The organism is Paramuribaculum intestinale (genome assembly GCF_003024925.1).
Lineage (GTDB): Bacteria > Bacteroidota > Bacteroidia > Bacteroidales > Muribaculaceae > Paramuribaculum > Paramuribaculum intestinale.
Map to the genome: position 1 here is coordinate 1 of NZ_PUED01000007.1, position 16,299 is coordinate 16,299.

Genomic DNA, 16,299 nt, shown 5'->3' on the forward strand with positions numbered 1-16,299 from the left:
CTGGTTGGCTCTGCGGCAGCGTCAGATTGGTATAAGGGACAGGGTGACAAGCACCCGCTTCACTCCTGACTGCTGAAGCTGACGGAGCATGTCGGCAGCCCCCGGCATGACCGACACTTCGGGCATCGAAGCGAAAAACTCGGTCTTGAGGCGATAAAGCTCCTTGATCTCGTCATCGTCAGGCACGCGCCCGGCGTAGCGCTCCATGAGCAGACGTATGGTGGCGGCGCCTGTACGCCCCTCATGGAGGAAATATTCCTCCACGGGCAGATCCACACCCACGGTCAGCATCATACGGCGCCAGGCTTCGGCATGGCGCGGCATGGAGTCGTAGAGTGTGCCGTCCATGTCGATCAGCGCGGCACGGAGTTCAAAACGCGGATATCCGCGCGAAGCTATGAAACGTTGTATGCTGTCAGTCATCATTTCTTGCGTTTTTTATCTTTTTTGGACGATTTTTTGGTGTCCGATGCATTGTCGGGCATGGGAAACGGCGGCTCCTTGGGGCCTTCGAGCACTCCACCCTGAATGAATATCACCGAATCGGCGTGTGTCAGCGTGTCGGCCACGGAGAACTCCGCCCTGTCGGGGCGCGGAGCCTCCATCATGAGTTTTGTCTGGCGGCCGCTGCTGACACCGAACTTAAACACCTCCTGAATCTTGTGGATCAGGTTGATGCGGGTAGTGTCGGTGAGCTGCCGCGACGAGCTCACGGCATACTCGTTGAAGCGTGCCTTGCCGAGCCTTATCTTCAGATCGCCCGGCTTGCCCTTGATGTTGATGCCAAACTTGAACGGCAGCGGCGACTTCAATACGGCCACATGATAGTCGAGATCCATGTCGAGCGTGTTGCCACCGCTCACCCCGAGGCGATAGCGGTCGAGATCGAATACGAACGGGAACAGATCCAGACGCGAGTCGCGCACCATCAGTTCCACCTGCATCGATTTGATCAGATTGTGTTTCTTATCCTTGAACATCAGCCACTTCGCCATCGTGCGGAACGTCTCTCCGTCGATCAGCCGGAGCGAATCGCCCGAAAGTTTCAGCACAAGATTGAAGGTGTGGAACTTCATGTTCATCAGCGAATCAAGATCGGTGGTCATAGCCGCGTCGGCTGTCACTATACCGTCGACCTCACGCAGCAGCGGCAGTATGGAATCTATCTCCGGCATCAAGTGCAGGAACTGCTTGAGATGCAGTCGGCGTATGACCATTCCGGCCGCAAACCTCAGGTCGTGCTTGGTCTGTCCGGCGTAGAGCGCCGTCAGATCCATCGATCCCATAGGCGTATATCCGGCCAGACGGTCGAGATGTATGGCTCCGTCGCTGACATTGAGCTTACCCTGCAGCTTCTGAAGCCATATATCGGCATAGAGTACGTTTGCAGCGTCGATATCGAGCCGTGCATTTACATTGGAAGGCACTACAAACGCTGCTCCCACGGTGTCGGCGGCCTGAAGGGCCATGACATTCTCAGCCGCTTCATCGGAAGCGTCGGCACTGATCGCCTTAGCCTGTCCGAGCGACTTCTTCTCCGCGAACGCCGAACCGGCGAGTATGGCCGAAGTGATATTGTTGATGTCGACGGTATCGCTCTTGATGGTGAAATCCATTTCAAGCGGCGAGCCACGGCGCGATGAAAGCGCACGCGTGATGTTGGAGATGGTGCCGTTGATCAGGAAATCGGACTTGCCCATGCGGTATCGGGTGTTGCGTATCACCACCGAATCTGTGGAGATCTGCATATCGAGTCCGGTGATGCGGTTGCGCACCGGAAAGTAAGGTGTCATCATTCTTGCCCGCTTGGCCTTGATGTGAGCCGACGCGCTCCACCGGCGCATAAGTCCCACCAGATCGCGGTCGACATCAAAATCCATCATCTCCCTGCCGGCATTGGCCGAATCTATCTCAGCCCGCATGCGCCTCATGCGGGCAGCCCGCTGCAGCGAGTCGGACGCCGAGACAGCGATACGCCGCTTCGGCCGTCGGCGCGGATGGAGCGATATATCGGCCTTGGCATCGGTCAGCGCCAGACGGCTGAACGCGTCGGAATACCGCATACGCCCGGCCGACATGCCGACCGTCAGCAGCGGATCGCGCGCTCCACCCTCAAAGCGCTGCAAGGTGGCTTTTATGTCGGCATTGCGTATCACCACCCTCATGGAGTCGGAATCGGAGCGCAGCGACATGCGCCGGACGCTTGCCGTAAAGCCAAGCGGCGTGATGACGGTGGTGTCGAACGTAGCCTTGGTGTTGCGTGTGCCCATACCCACCTTCAGGCCTCGTGACAGCAGAGCCACACCGTCGCCGACAAAAGCGAGGGTGTCGGATGTCAGACTGACACGCAGCAGCGAGTCCACCTCCTGACCGTCGGCCGTGGTGAGATGTGTGTTGGTGCCGAAACTCAGCTGCGCACGGGTGACGTAGGCCAGAGCCGACGAATCGCGCATGCGCAGCAGAAAATCGTCGAGCCCCACCTTGCCGTTGACCCTGATATTGTGAAACCGCTTCGGATCGAGATCCGACAACCGCAGCGCGACATCGGTATGACCGTCGACACGCCCTCTGACAGTGAACGGCAGCCGCCGGAGCAGATCGGCCGGCAGTGCGGCAAAATCTAAATGTCCGTCGAACACACCGTCGACCCTCGGATCGCTCAGCGGATGCGTGACAGTGCCATTGAGGGTGAAGCCCACTGCCCTTCCCTGCAGGTCGAGACGTTTTATGTCGACACGCGACCCGTCGGGATTTCCGCCACAGACCGTAGCGGTGATATCGGCTTGAACACGGCGCAGTTTCAGCCGATCGTATTCAAACGAGCCACCCGGTATCATCACCGACACCTCCACATCGGGCATAGCCGGCACGCTGTCCGACAGACGCCCAATATCGTAAGGCTTAAGCAGACGCGCCCTGACATCGATCTCGGCGTCGGAAACGATCCGGGGCAGACTGCCCTTGAACCCCTCCGGAACGAGCGCCATCATATTGTCGACACGAAGCCGGGCTGCATAAAGATCAAGACTGTGGATCAGCAGCGAGTCGGAAAAACTGATATCGGCATTCATCCCGAGTGTATTGCCTCCGATGTCGAACGTGAAATCCTCGAGCCGCAGATGATCGGGACGCCGCTGATCCCACTTCACACTGCCGTCAACTCCGAGCGTCACCGGAGCCAGATCCATCATCGGCGCCAACCGCCCGCCACCCTCGGCTCTCGCCGAAATGGTATAGACCGGCGCCTTCTCTCCGTCGACAGCCGTCAGGGCGATGTCGAGCACTGCATCGATCGAGTCGGCGAGCGAAACGTAGCGCACCGGAGCGGCGCCATTGAGCACGAAGCGGTCGATGCTTATATAAGGCAGAGGCGAGGAAGCCGTATCAGACTGTTCTTCGGCCTCCGGAACTATATCGTAGTTGGCGTGGAGGTCATCGACCTTCACGAGATTGACCCTCGGAGCATCTATCTCCACGTCATAAAGCATTATATAGCCCATCGTGGCCGCCCACACGTTTATGCCGCCGCTCAGACGGCTTACGGTCAGCAGAGTGTCGGCCGAAGCAGGCAGCTGGGCTCTCTGTTGGGGTGTGATGCTGTCGAGAGCGTCGGACACCACCGTCAGATCGTCGACGTCGAGCCTGACTTTAGGGAAAGTCTTCCAGAACGTCAGCTCCACGCGACGAGCCTTGACATGGCCGTCGATAAACTCTCCGGAATATCTTTCGACCATAGAGGTGAGCGTTTCGGGCGAAAGCAGCCACACCACGCATGCCGTAGCGGCCACAGCCAGCAGTGCCAGAGAGCCGACAGCCACAGCCGTCCATTTGAGCACACGACGCCACAACGGACGTCTTTTTGAAGATGTTGTATTATCAGATGTCATTTGTCAGTCGGTTCGCGAATCAGGATAAGTGATAGAAACAAACACATCAAGCATGTTTCCCGCACAAAATTACTGAATTATTTGTTAATTTTGCATCTGACAAACAAACAACCACGCATGAAAGATCTTCCCACCGCCACCGAAGCACCCGAACGCGCCATACTCGTAGGACTGATCACTCCGGCCCAGAACGAGGCACGCGCCAAGGAATATCTCGACGAACTGGAATTTCTGGCCGACACGGCCGGAGCCGTCACAGTGCGCAAGTTCACACAGAAGATGAACGGCCCCGACTCCCGCACCTTCGTCGGATCAGGCAAGCTCGAAGAGATACGCCAATACAACGAGGACAACGACATAGCGATGGCGATCTTCGACGACGACCTGTCGTCGAAACAGGTGGCCAACATCGAAAAAGAGCTGAAGATTAAGGTGCTTGACCGCACCGGACTCATCCTCGACATATTCGCCAAGCGCGCACGCACGGCCAACGCACGCACACAGGTGGAACTGGCCCAGTACCAGTATCTGCTGCCGCGGCTCACACGCATGTGGACCCACCTCGAACGCCAGCGTGGAGGCATAGGCATGCGCGGCCCCGGCGAAACACAGATAGAGACCGACCGACGCATAATACTCGACAAGATCTCGCGCCTAAAAGAGGAGCTGAGATCAATCGACCGGCAGAAGTCGATACAGCGCAAAAACCGCGGCAAGCTCACCCGCGTGGCTCTCGTGGGCTACACCAACGTGGGCAAGTCGACACTGATGAACCTGCTGAGCAAAAGCGACGTGTTTGCCGAGAACAAGCTGTTCGCCACGCTCGACACCACCGTGCGCAAAGTGATCATAGAAAATCTGCCGTTTCTGCTCACCGACACCGTAGGGTTTATCCGCAAACTCCCGACACACCTTGTGGACTCCTTCAAATCGACTCTCGACGAGGTGCGCGAAGCCGACCTGCTGCTGCATGTGGTCGACATCTCCCATCCCAACTTCGAGGAACAGATCGAAGTTGTCAACCGTACGCTTGCCGACGTGTGCGGATCGGCCGACAAGCCGATGATCATGGTGTTCAACAAGGTCGACGCCTTCACCTACACGCCCAAGGATGCCGACGACCTCACTCCGGCACGCCGCGAGAACCTGTCGCTCGACGACCTGAAGCAGAGCTGGATGAGCCGCATGGGCGAGGACGCGGTGTTTATCTCCGCACGCAAGGGCATCAACATCGACGAACTCAAACACAAACTCTACGAGCGCGCCAAGCAGATACACCTTACCCGCTTCCCCTACAACGACTTCCTGTTTCAGACCTACGACAATCTGGCCGAAGAGGAGGAAGAGGAGAGCGGAGCAGACAGCTAATGAATCCCACCGCATGACGATGCGCCATCCGCACGGGCGCAGTCAGCAGCGAAAAAAAACAACTCACCCCCGGAGCGCGAATCAGACGATTCAATGCTCCGGGGTGACTGTTATCCGGTATCAGTCAAAGACACGGCGCGCATCACTCAGCGCGCTCATAGTAGCGCACCCAGTCGACAAGCATCTCCACCGGCAGATCCTCGGGGAACACACGTCCCACCCACTGGCCGCCAAGCTGCATATCGATCATCAGATACATCGGGCGATAGTAGGGGAACTGACTGGCAGCGTCGGCACCCTCGATGCGCGGATAGGTGTTGACATGCGTGTCGTTGATAAAGAATCGCACGCTGTCGGGATACATCTCCACCGCATACACATTGTAATCATCCGGATCGATGACACCGGTGCGCGACGGCACGGGATCATTCATGCCCTTATTATACGTATAATCGGAGTGGACGGTCTGATAGGCTATCGAGTCGGAGTTGAGGCGTTCCATGATGTCGATCTCGCCACCGTAAGGCCATTGGGTGCTGCCATACTCCTCCGACGCCGAAGGCTCCGGAAGCATCCAGATCGCAGGCCATGCGCCGCGCGCACCCTGCAGCTTGGCGCGGACCTCCAGACGTCCGCCGAGGAAAGCCTTCTTGCCTTTGGTAAATATACCGCCGGTGAGATATTCCACCGGACCGGCTGTGCCGGCGCTGTCGGCAATACCTTTGAGCACGGCATTGCCATCGCGCATCTCATACAGACGGTCGTCCGACGACATGTGAGCACACCAGTCGGGTGTGCCTTTGGGGATTCTCGACCATACGGTAGTATCGGCCTGACCGTCGTAGTCAAACTCTTCTGACCATACGAGCTTCCATTCGTCGGACTTCTGTTCGGTCTTCGCGCATGACACCACGGCCAGAGCCATAAACGCCATGGCGGGAATAAGGAAACGTTTAAAACGCATTTTTTTGATTTTGTTTTGGAGTAATATTTGTTTGGAGTAATAATAGTCTTGTTGCGCCGACAATAGGATGCTCCTTCCCGGCAATGTTTGTTCTTGACAATGCCCGGCAAAAACCTATCCAGGCCTGATTTTCTGCAAATTTACACAATATTTCTTTCAATTCAACGCCAAACCACCCCTCAACAACCCTCATTATGTTAAAAAACATATTTTGTGCGCGGCAGGAAAGCAAAGGGAAAATCGTGGCGAAAATTTGGTAGCGGGAGAAATGTTGCATAAATTTGTAGTGGGAAACCCACACAGTTGTCCCTGCATAAGAATCCATCTCCGAAACTAATATATGACCCCGTATCTTGTATCGGCACGCAAATATCGACCGACGACGTTTGAATCGGTCGTAGGACAGTCGGCTCTGACCTCGACGCTCAAAAATGCCGTCGTTTCGGGCCGTATAGCCAGCTCCTACCTGTTCTGCGGCACGCGCGGAGTGGGCAAGACCACATGCGCCCGTATCTTTGCCAAGACCATCAACTGCGAGCATCTGACCGCCGAGGGCAACCCATGCAACGAGTGCGACTCGTGCAAGGCTTTCAACGCAGGCACCTCGCTCAACATCATAGAGCTTGACGCTGCGTCGAACAACGGTGTAGACGCCATGCGCGCCCTCACCGAGCAGGTGAGAGTGCCGCCCGTGCAGGGCCGCTACAAGGTGTTTATCGTCGACGAGGTGCACATGCTCTCCACGCAGGCCTTCAACGCGTTTCTTAAAACCCTTGAGGAGCCGCCGGGCTACGTGGTGTTTGTGCTCGCCACCACCGAAAAGCAGAAGATCATACCCACGATACTCTCGCGCTGCCAGATCTACGACTTCCACCGCATATCCATCCCCGACATCATCCGCCAGCTGCAGTACGTGGCCTCGCAGGAGGGAGTGGAGGCCGAGGAGGCCGCTCTCAACGTCATAGCCACCAAGGCCGACGGCGGCATGCGCGACGCCCTGTCGGTATTCGACCAGGTGGCCGCATCCTCGCAGGGCAAGGTGACCTACGAGCACACGATAGCGAGTCTCAACGTGCTCGACTACAAATATTACACTCGCCTGACCGAAGCTTTTCTGGCCGGCGACGTGCTGATGACATGGGTGATCTACCGCGAGATCCGCGACGCCGGATTCGACTCGCTCTTTTTCATCAACGGCCTGGCCGCCTATCTTCGCGATCTGATGATGGCCCGCGACCAGTCGACCGTAGGACTCGTCGAGGCGGGAGAGGAGGCCCGCAGACAGATGGCCGACATAGGCGCCCGATGTACGCCGGGCTTCCTATACCGCGCCATGAGCCTCTGCAACGACGCCGACCTCAATTACCGCACGGCCACCAACAAGCAATTTCTCGTAGAGCTGACGCTCGCCAAAATATGCCAATCACTCAGCCCCTCCCCTAACAAAGGCAGCGACGGAGAGGGGCGGCTGAGAAAAATAGACGCTGCCGACACCAAAGCACCGCTTGTGAGCGTTCCGGCCGCCACCGCGCCGACAAAACCGTCGGCTCCGGCCACCACTCATAAGGCCACATCGCCACAGGCAACGGGAGCGACACCACAAGCCGCGCCGCAAGCTCCGGCTGCACCGCAGCCCCACGTACAGGCGTCACACCCCGCGACACACATGCCTGCACCGGGCATGAGGTCGACGCTGAAGATGCCGGTGTTCAACATCAACCGACCGAACGAAACGGCTGCGGCAACGGACGACACCACAGAGGGCAATACCGCCGGCAGCGGACGGTGCAAACCGTATTCGCAGACCGATCTCGACAACGCTTGGGACGAGTTTATCGACGCATTCCCCCGCAAGCGGATTCTGGTCAACTCGATGCGGACATCGCGCCCGGTGCGCCTCGACGAGACGCAGGTGGGGGTGGATCTCGACTCGGAGATACAGCTGTCCACCTTCCGCGAAGAGCTTGGCGAGCTGCTGCAGTGGATGCGCGACCGTCTGCAGAACGACCATCTCACACTGCAGCTCAAAGTCACCGACCGCGAACCGATGCGCCACGTGCTCAACGACCGCGAGCTGATGCTCACCATCATCAAGGAACGTCCGATGCTCGAAAAGTTCATCAAAGGACTGAAGCTTACTCTCTGACGCCGGACGTCAGACCCACTCACCTATCCGACAGTAAAGAAACACACCTCCGACATGATACCGCACATAAGAACATTCACACTTCTGACGGCACTGACGGCCATCCTCATCGCCACATCGTGCAGCAGCGACGACACACGCCGTTTCGACGACGAACTGCGTCAGGCCGACATGGCCGTGGCCGAAGGCGATATGACAGCTGCCACAAGCATAGCCCGCCGCCTCTCCGACGAGCATCTCGACGCCATGACCACAGGCCAGCTTTGCAGGCTGTCGATACTCTACATGCAGCTTTCGGACGACGGTAACCAGAGCGAAAACATATCACGCGCCACCGACTGCTACCGAAAGGCTTTCGCCACCGATTCCGACTCCGCGCGCCAATATTATTCGCAACTCGGCCCCGAACAGACCGCCAACGCGCAGATGCTGGCCACTATAGCCGGGAGCATCGGAACCGCCCTGCCCGGAGAGGCCGAAACCGACACCCTGCCGGAGACAATAATCAACGACAGCCATGAACACTGACTGGACCGACAGCCTCGCAGCCCTGCGGGCCACACTCCCCGGAGCCGATGAGCCCGCCGACGACGGACAGACTGCCGAAGAGGCATCCGACACATCCGCTACAGGCAACCGTCAGCTGACCCTCTGCTACGAGCGCAAGCAGCGTCGGGGCAAACCGGCCACGATCATCACCGGATTTGACTGCTCCGACGAGCAACTCTCGGAGATCGCCTCCAAGATAAAGAAACGGCTTGCAACGGGCGGATCGGCCCGCGGCGGAGAGATACTCGTGCAGGGCGACCGCCGCGAAGAACTCCGCACGCTGCTCGCCGACATGGGCTACAAGGTAAAAGGCTGACGATGCTTACCATATATCGCGCTTCGGCCGGATCGGGCAAGACCTATACTCTCGCCTACGAATACATCAGACTGCTGCTCGGACACACCGACCGCGACGGACGCCACCGCCTCAACAACGGCAACCGTGGCGGACACCGCAATATCCTCGCCATAACCTTCACCAACAAGGCCACAGGCGAGATGAAGCGCCGTATAATCCACGAACTCGCCCTTCTGGCCGGATGCGAGCCGGGCTGGGACTCGCGGTCAGGCTACATGGAGGACCTGAAACGCCATTTCGAAGCCACCGCCGAACAGATAGCCCGGGCCGCACGCGAAGCTTTGACCGGCCTACTTTTTGATTTCAGCCAGTTTCAGGTATCGACCATCGACTCCTTTTTCCAGACGATACTTCGCACATTCGCCCGTGAAGCCGAGCTTACGGGCAACTACGAACTGACGCTTGAAGCCGCACCGAGCGTCAGCGAGGGAGTGGCCCGCCTGTTCAAGTCGCTTGAAGAGGACGACAGCCGCAACAACGGCATCATACTGGCGCAGATCACCCGTCATCTGCTCAACAAGATGAACGAAGGAAAAACCTCAGATCTGCTCAACCGCTCGGGGAAAGCCTACCAGACTCTGGTCAGAGAGATATCGAGCATGAACGACGAGGATTTCGCCACACGCCACGAAGGCGAAGAGGCCACAGCCCACGACCTGACGATGGAGTATCTCTCTGATCCGACACGGCTCAACCGGTTTGCCTCGGCACTCATGAACGAAATATCGGCGCTCACGCGCAAAGCACAGCTCCGCGCCACCGAATGCCTCGACGCGATAGAGCGCCATGGCCTCGGCACCGGAGTGTTCAAGGCCAACCACTTCATCAAAGGCCTGGAGAAAGTGAAGGCCGATCCGTCATCCGACAGCGGCGCCACCACCACCGTGAAGCCCGCCGCCGAAGGGGTGGAATCGGTGCTCAACAAAGGGCGCACCCTCCCGCCTGAAGTGGAGGCGTCGGTCATCGCCGCCTCCGAGGCCATACTCGCCTGCCGTACACGCGGCAAGATATGCCGTCAGTTGCTTGACTCCACACTGTCGCTGTCGCTCATGCGCCACGCCATGCGCTATATCGACGAAGTGCGGCAGGAGAGCAACGCCCTGCTGCTCGACGACACGAAGACACTGCTCAGCCGGATCATCGGCGACAACGACACCCCCTTCGTCTACGAACGCATGGGAGTGTGGCTCAACCACTTCCTGATCGACGAATTTCAGGACACATCGCGCATGCAGTGGGACATACTGCGGCCTCTTGTAGAGCAAGGCATTGCACCCGGACACGACTCTCTGATAATCGGCGACGAGAAACAGTGCATCTACCGTTTTCGCAACTCCGACCCGACGCTGCTCGGCTCACAGGTGGCCCCCGACTTCGGCGCCCTTGACTTTCAGGAGAAAGGCAACACCCCCGGCTCCAACACCAACTGGCGGTCGTCGGCCACAGTGGTCGACTTCAACAACCGTCTTTTCGAGGCCATGGGTCCTGCAAGAGCCGGCGAAGGGGTCTACGGCAACGTACACCAGCTTGTAGCGGCCAAAAACCAGTCGGCTCCCGGCTATGTGGAGGTAGAACGCATCACTCCGCCGCAAGGCTCTACGATGGCCGACGAGGCTCTTCCGCGGATGTATGACAACATCGTGCGTCAGTTCCGGGCCGGCTACCGCCCCGCCGACATAGCCATACTTGTCCGCGACGGCAAAGACGCCACACAGGTAGCGGAATACCTGTCGGCACGACAGCACGACAACCACGACGATCCGCGATTCGGCATCACGAGCGACGAATCGCTCCGCCTGCAGGACTCCCCCGCCGTAAAAATGATCATCAGCGCTCTGCGACTCAGATCGACCACCGCCGACGACGTCAGGGAACGGCGCCGCAGCATGCGTGAGGTGACGCTGCTGACATCGCGCTTCGACGAAGCCAAAGGCCGCGGCCTGAGCGATTCCGACGCCCTTGAAGAGGCCGTAGGGCGCCGAGGCGAACAGGCAGCGGAAAGCAACAACGAATCATGGGATCTGGTGACACTCGTCAACTGGATCATCCGCGAGCGTGTCCCGGCTGAGATGGCCTGCGACCAGAATGCCGCTATCTCGGCCTTTGTCGACGCTGTGACCGAATATTCCGCAGCCAACGCCCCCGACCCGCGCAGTTTCCTGCGGTGGTGGGACATCAACGGGCGCCGGCTGTATGTGCAGACCCCGCCCGACACCATGTCGGTCAATCTGATGACTATCCACAAATCCAAAGGCCTGCAATGGGCCTGCGTACACGTACCGATGGTCGACTGGGACGCCGTTTCGCTCAAAAGCGACGAATGGTTTCCTACCCGCGGACTCACCCTCGAGGGCTGCGACACCGCCGACATACCTCCCTACGTGAGACTACGCCCATGCATTGAGATGCTCGCCACCCCGATGGGAGCGCGCTACCAGAGACGCGTCAGAGAGATGGCCACGGATGAAACCAACGTGATCTACGTGGCCTTTACACGCGCGGTCAACGAACTGTGTGTCTACTACAAAATGCCCTCTGCGCCAAAGGACACTACGGCGGGCGAATTTGTGGGACATGCCCTCATGGATGCCTACGGACAAGAATCGGTAACCATAGGCTCACACACTTCACCTCCGCCACGCGAGGAGAAGAAGGGCACCGCGCTCGAACCGACCGCCAGCGGCGAAATGCCGCGCTTCAAGGCCGGCATACGCACCGACCTATGGAATGCGATCGAGCTTGACGACGACCCGGAAATGATCGACGCTACCGCCGAGCCGACCGACGCTATCGCCGGTGACGACTGACCCGGACCGCGCTCAAAAAAGCTCAACGTCCGCGGCCATAAATCTTGCGGTAGACCAGAACCTTAAGCCGACCGAAACGCCGCTCGGCCTCATGCAAGGCGGCGGCACGTCCGTCGGCATCAGCCGCCGCATCGAGCATCCGGCCGATCTCCCCGCAAGTGTCGCCGTCGATCAGGCGCGACTCATCGAGCCGACCCAAAGCCACGCACTCCGCCAGATGCCCCACGACGGTCGAAAGAGCCAGACCGCGCAACGCGGCTATATCCTCGGGCGATGTGCCGTCGTCAAACATACGCAGTGACTCGAAAGTGGAATATCCTCTGGGACGCTTCTCCTTGCGTCCGGATTCACCCTTACGGCTTCCGGAAGCCGGTTTGTCGGGCTTGGCACGCATCTCCACAATGCCGGAATCATCGCCCTGAAGCGCGATCCGCGCCTTGATATCGAGATATGCCTCCACGCTGAAATCGGCATCGGACAGCGACGTCAGCACCTTGTATTTGGCAAGCATAAGCTCCCACGCAACATCGCGCGCCGCCTCCACCCTGCGGCGGTAATTCTTGTTGCCTATATCTGACGGAACCCTCTGCACCAGCTTCAACAGCGGCGACAGCTTTTCAATAAAATACGCACACCCTCCTCTGACCTTGAGCCGCAGCTCCTCCGACCCCTTCAGAGCCTGCGCCCCTCCGGGATATGAGGCGTAAATACGGCCAAAACGCTCTCCGACCGCATCCAGATCATCGGCCATATCCTTTGACGCACGTCCATAGACATCAAACAGCTCCGGATGCACCGGAGCCACAAACTCCTGAACCGCGCGCGACAGCGCGTCAAATTCACGCCGTATGCGCCCGAAATCAAACACCTCCACCAGATTGCGTATATAGAACTCGTCGGCGAGCCTTGAAGCCATAGCCTCGTCGGGAGTTCCGGCCACAGCCTCGCGGATAAATCCCGTCACTCCTGGATCGGTAATCACCGAACGATCCGACAATGGCGTGTCGAGTACCAGTCCGTCGAGCGAACGACACCGGCTCAGAGCCACATAGGCCTGTCCGGGAGCAAACGACGAAGCCGCATCGATTATAGCACGGTCAAACGTCAGCCCCTGGCTCTTGTGGATCGTTATGGCCCATGCCAGACGCAACGGCATCTGCACGAAACGCCCCTCCTCCTTCTGGGTGATCTTCTGAGTTGCTTCGTCGACATCGTAACGCGTATTGACCCACTCGGCCGGCTCCACACATATCTCCTCGTCCTTGCCGAGCGGCCTGACGTCAACCCTGCCGTCGGAGAGCGATGTGACAGTGCCTATCATGCCGTTGAAAAACCGGCGCTCCGGCCCGTCGTTGCGTATAAACATCACCCTCGCCCCGACCTTGAGAGTCACCTCCTCGTCGGCCGGATAGGCCGACGGCGGAAATTTGCCCTCGATCCGGGCCCGGAACACTGTGGGCTGCCCGGCGAGTGACGCGAGCTTCCCCTCGTTGACAGCCGCAGCCCGGGCGTTATGGGTTGTGAGGCGTATGTATCCCTCCTCGTCGGCCGGATCGAATCCCGGCCGATAGCGTCCGTTGAGTTTCCGGAGCAGCGTGTCGTCGATATTGCCGTCGCGCACGGCGTTGAGCATATCAACAAAATCCCGGTCGGTCTGCCTGAACACTGTCTGCAACTCTATGGTCAGCATCCCGGCCTCGCGCAGCGCATGGCTGTCGAAGAAATAAGGCGACTTATAATACGGCCGCAGCAGCTCGCGGTCGGCATCGCGCACCACCGGCGACAGTTGTCGCAGATCGCCTATCAGCAGCAGCTGCACCCCGCCGAAAGGCCTTGACGGATCACGAAACCGCCGCAGAGCCATATCCATGGCATCCATCAGATCGGGACGCACCATGCTGATCTCGTCTATCACAAGCAGCTCCATACCCGCAAGTATGCGACGCGTGGAGCGCGACGGCTTGAAATACTTCTCCTCGCCCACAAACCCCTGCCCGGGGATATAGCAGGTCAGCGGAAAATGGAAGAATGAGTGGATGGTAGCTCCATCGGCATTGATGGCCGCCACTCCTGTCGGCGCGAGCACCACCATGCGTTTGCGTGAGGTGGCCCGCAGCCGCCGGAGAAATGTCGTCTTGCCGGTGCCGGCCTTTCCGGTAAGAAACAGGTTGGCTCCCGTCTGCTCCACTATGCGGAAGGCAAGATCCATCTCTCCGCCTACCGTCATGGCAGCGATATGCTCACAAGCTTGCGGAGCCATATCGGCGCCGTCGGTATAATCGTATTCCATCGGTCTGTTCACTGTATTGCGAAATTAGGCATTATTCCATAACTTTGCAAAAATCACAAGAAATCACCACCACATAATGACCACCGCCTCCACAACCGCCCTTCCGGTGCAGGGGCGCCTCAAATCGCTCGACCTGCTACGCGGACTCGACCTTTCATGCTCGTCGGACTCCAGCCCCATATTAGGACAATGGTATGACACGGTGTTGACCGCCGGCAACTTCGCCATCGTATTCCTGATTCTCGCATGGATGCACCGCGACCGCCTCTGTATGCGCATCTGACATGCTGCGGATGCGGGGATGCCGCGTCGCAGGAGGGAAATTTTGCATTGTGGGGAGAATGATGTAATTTTGTATCGGTCTTGCCGGGGGCAAGTCCGCATGGTGTCGGCTCAACAATGACACCGCCAAGGTTGTTACACTAAAGACTTATGAAAACGAACGACCCATCGCCTGCAATGCAGCATAAAGCGCCGGCCGAAGCTGTGGCCGCCACCGGCGAATACAAATACGGATTCACCACCGACATAGACACCGACATACTGCCTCCCGGACTGTCGGAGGACACCATCAGGTATATCTCCGCACAGAAGCAGGAACCTGAATGGCTTCTCAACTTCCGCTTGAAAGCATATCGCAAATGGCTGACGATGAAGATGCCCGAATGGGCGCATCTCGACATACCGCCCATCGACTATCAGGCGATCAGCTACTACGCAGCTCCGGTGAAGAAAGAGGGGCCGAAAAGCCTCGACGAAGTGGATCCGCAGCTTATCGACACATTCAACAAACTCGGCATACCGCTTCAGGAGCAGAAACAGCTTGCAGGAATGGCTGTCGACGCAGTGATGGACTCCGTGAGCGTCAAGACCACCCACCGCCAGCTGCTTGCCGACAAAGGCGTGATATTCTGCTCCATCTCGGAAGCCGTCAGGGAGTATCCGGATCTGGTGCGGCGCTATCTCGGATCGGTCGTTCCGGCATCCGACAATTTCTTCGCCGCCCTCAATTCGGCGGTATTCTCCGACGGATCGTTTGTCTACATCCCCAAGGGCGTGCGTTGCCCGATGGAGCTCTCGACCTACTTCCGCATCAACGCCAAAGGCACCGGTCAGTTTGAACGCACCCTTATCGTAGCCGACGACGACTCCTACGTCAGCTATCTCGAAGGGTGCACCGCCCCGATGCGCGACGAAAACCAGCTTCACGCCGCCATCGTGGAGATCGTGGTGGAGAACCGCGCCGAAGTGAAATACTCTACCGTCCAGAACTGGTATGCCGGCGACCGCGACGGCCGCGGCGGCATATACAACTTCGTCACCAAGCGAGGACTCTGCCGCGGACGCGACTCAAAGCTGTCGTGGACGCAGGTCGAGACCGGATCGGCAATCACGTGGAAGTACCCCTCATGCGTGCTTGCGGGCGAAGGCGCCACCGGCGAATTCTATTCCGTAGCCGTCACCAACAACCGCCAGCAGGCCGATACGGGCACGAAAATGATACATCTGGCACCCAACACCCGCTCCACAATAGTCAGCAAAGGCATTTCGGCCGGACGGAGCCAGAACTCCTACCGCGGCCAGGTGAAAGTGGTGGCCTCCGCACATGGATGCCGCAACTACACCCAATGCGACTCCCTGCTGCTCGGCCCCGACTGCGGAGCACACACATTCCCCTATATCGATGTCATGAACGACAGTTCGGTAGTGGAGCACGAAGCCACGACATCGAAAATCAACGAAGAGCAGATATTCTACTGCAACCAGCGCGGCATACCCACCGAAGAGGCCGTAGGGCTTATTGTCAACGGATATGCCAAGGAGGTGATGAACAAGCTGCCTATGGAATTTGCCGTAGAAGCCCAGAAACTGCTCCAGATATCGCTCGAAGGGAGCGTGGGATGACCCGCATCATATCATAACCGAACAA

General features: G+C 58.5%; 12 protein-coding genes. 7 read left to right on the forward strand and 5 right to left on the reverse strand.

The features are described from left to right. Positions 1 to 21: 21 nt before the first annotated feature. Both C5O24_RS01325 and C5O24_RS01330 read right to left on the reverse strand, forming a co-directional pair. On the reverse strand, positions 22 to 426 hold the full coding sequence (locus tag C5O24_RS01325; protein WP_107681350.1) for an HAD family hydrolase: 405 nt from the start codon (positions 424 to 426) through the stop codon (positions 22 to 24). Next, positions 423 to 3,887, reverse strand: coding sequence for a hypothetical protein (locus tag C5O24_RS01330; protein ID WP_133165425.1), 3,465 nt, complete (start codon positions 3,885 to 3,887; stop codon positions 423 to 425). The genes C5O24_RS01325 and C5O24_RS01330 overlap by 4 nt, the downstream gene beginning before the upstream one ends. Positions 3,888 to 4,004: 117 nt before the next feature. Here C5O24_RS01330 and hflX point away from each other — a divergent pair, with 117 nt between their 5' ends. Then, entirely contained in the window at positions 4,005 to 5,255 is a 1,251-nt protein-coding gene (gene hflX / locus C5O24_RS01335; RefSeq protein ID WP_107035323.1) for a GTPase HflX, read from the forward strand. Between the two features lie 142 nt (positions 5,256 to 5,397). Here hflX and C5O24_RS01340 read toward each other — a convergent pair whose 3' ends face one another. Together C5O24_RS01340 and C5O24_RS01345 are read right to left on the reverse strand one after the other, a co-directional pair. Next, positions 5,398 to 6,219 (reverse strand): family 16 glycosylhydrolase, encoded by an 822-nt coding sequence (locus tag C5O24_RS01340; RefSeq protein ID WP_370364550.1) that lies wholly within the window; start codon positions 6,217 to 6,219, stop codon positions 5,398 to 5,400. Then, positions 6,209 to 6,496, reverse strand: a complete 288-nt coding sequence (locus tag C5O24_RS01345) for a hypothetical protein (protein WP_133165426.1) — start codon at positions 6,494 to 6,496, stop codon at positions 6,209 to 6,211. Before C5O24_RS01345 ends, C5O24_RS01340 begins: the two co-directional genes overlap by 11 nt. Positions 6,497 to 6,559: 63 nt before the next feature. Between C5O24_RS01345 and dnaX the strand changes: the two genes are divergently transcribed. The 4 genes from dnaX to C5O24_RS01365 are packed head-to-tail and all read left to right on the forward strand — an operon-like array spanning position 6,560 to position 12,079. Next, positions 6,560 to 8,365: a DNA polymerase III subunit gamma/tau gene (gene dnaX, locus C5O24_RS01350; RefSeq protein ID WP_107035325.1), complete on the forward strand. Its 1,806-nt coding sequence runs from the start codon at positions 6,560 to 6,562 to the stop codon at positions 8,363 to 8,365. Between the two features lie 54 nt (positions 8,366 to 8,419). Further along, positions 8,420 to 8,893, forward strand: a complete 474-nt coding sequence (locus tag C5O24_RS01355) for a hypothetical protein (protein WP_107035326.1) — start codon at positions 8,420 to 8,422, stop codon at positions 8,891 to 8,893. Then, positions 8,883 to 9,230 (forward strand): translation initiation factor, encoded by a 348-nt coding sequence (locus C5O24_RS01360; protein WP_107035327.1) that lies wholly within the window; start codon positions 8,883 to 8,885, stop codon positions 9,228 to 9,230. The genes C5O24_RS01355 and C5O24_RS01360 overlap by 11 nt, the downstream gene beginning before the upstream one ends. A 2-nt stretch (positions 9,231 to 9,232) precedes the next feature. Next, positions 9,233 to 12,079, forward strand: coding sequence for a UvrD-helicase domain-containing protein (locus C5O24_RS01365; RefSeq protein WP_107681352.1), 2,847 nt, complete (start codon positions 9,233 to 9,235; stop codon positions 12,077 to 12,079). 22 nt (positions 12,080 to 12,101) lie between these two features. Here the strand turns inward: C5O24_RS01365 and C5O24_RS01370 are convergent, their stop codons facing one another. Beyond that, positions 12,102 to 14,369, reverse strand: coding sequence for an AAA family ATPase (locus C5O24_RS01370; protein ID WP_107035329.1), 2,268 nt, complete (start codon positions 14,367 to 14,369; stop codon positions 12,102 to 12,104). A gap of 76 nt (positions 14,370 to 14,445) precedes the next feature. Here C5O24_RS01370 and C5O24_RS01375 point away from each other — a divergent pair, with 76 nt between their 5' ends. Further along, positions 14,446 to 14,652 carry a hypothetical protein gene (locus tag C5O24_RS01375; protein WP_107035330.1) on the forward strand — a complete coding sequence of 69 codons (207 nt, stop codon included), beginning with the start codon at positions 14,446 to 14,448 and terminating at the stop codon, positions 14,650 to 14,652. A gap of 176 nt (positions 14,653 to 14,828) precedes the next feature. Continuing rightward, positions 14,829 to 16,274 carry a Fe-S cluster assembly protein SufB gene (gene sufB / locus C5O24_RS01380; protein ID WP_107035331.1) on the forward strand — a complete coding sequence of 482 codons (1,446 nt, stop codon included), beginning with the start codon at positions 14,829 to 14,831 and terminating at the stop codon, positions 16,272 to 16,274. Positions 16,275 to 16,299 lie beyond the last annotated feature (25 nt).

Coding starts and splice junctions, on each gene's coding strand:
- C5O24_RS01325 (WP_107681350.1), bottom strand. CDS start 426: ATGATGACTGACAGCATACAACGTTTCATAGCTTCGCGCGGATATCCG.
- C5O24_RS01330 (WP_133165425.1), bottom strand. CDS start 3,887: ATGACATCTGATAATACAACATCTTCAAAAAGACGTCCGTTGTGGCGT.
- hflX (WP_107035323.1), top strand. CDS start 4,005: ATGAAAGATCTTCCCACCGCCACCGAAGCACCCGAACGCGCCATACTC.
- C5O24_RS01340 (WP_370364550.1), bottom strand. CDS start 6,219: ATGCGTTTTAAACGTTTCCTTATTCCCGCCATGGCGTTTATGGCTCTG.
- C5O24_RS01345 (WP_133165426.1), bottom strand. CDS start 6,496: ATGCAACATTTCTCCCGCTACCAAATTTTCGCCACGATTTTCCCTTTG.
- dnaX (WP_107035325.1), top strand. CDS start 6,560: ATGACCCCGTATCTTGTATCGGCACGCAAATATCGACCGACGACGTTT.
- C5O24_RS01355 (WP_107035326.1), top strand. CDS start 8,420: ATGATACCGCACATAAGAACATTCACACTTCTGACGGCACTGACGGCC.
- C5O24_RS01360 (WP_107035327.1), top strand. CDS start 8,883: ATGAACACTGACTGGACCGACAGCCTCGCAGCCCTGCGGGCCACACTC.
- C5O24_RS01365 (WP_107681352.1), top strand. CDS start 9,233: ATGCTTACCATATATCGCGCTTCGGCCGGATCGGGCAAGACCTATACT.
- C5O24_RS01370 (WP_107035329.1), bottom strand. CDS start 14,369: ATGGAATACGATTATACCGACGGCGCCGATATGGCTCCGCAAGCTTGT.
- C5O24_RS01375 (WP_107035330.1), top strand. CDS start 14,446: ATGACCACCGCCTCCACAACCGCCCTTCCGGTGCAGGGGCGCCTCAAA.
- sufB (WP_107035331.1), top strand. CDS start 14,829: ATGCAGCATAAAGCGCCGGCCGAAGCTGTGGCCGCCACCGGCGAATAC.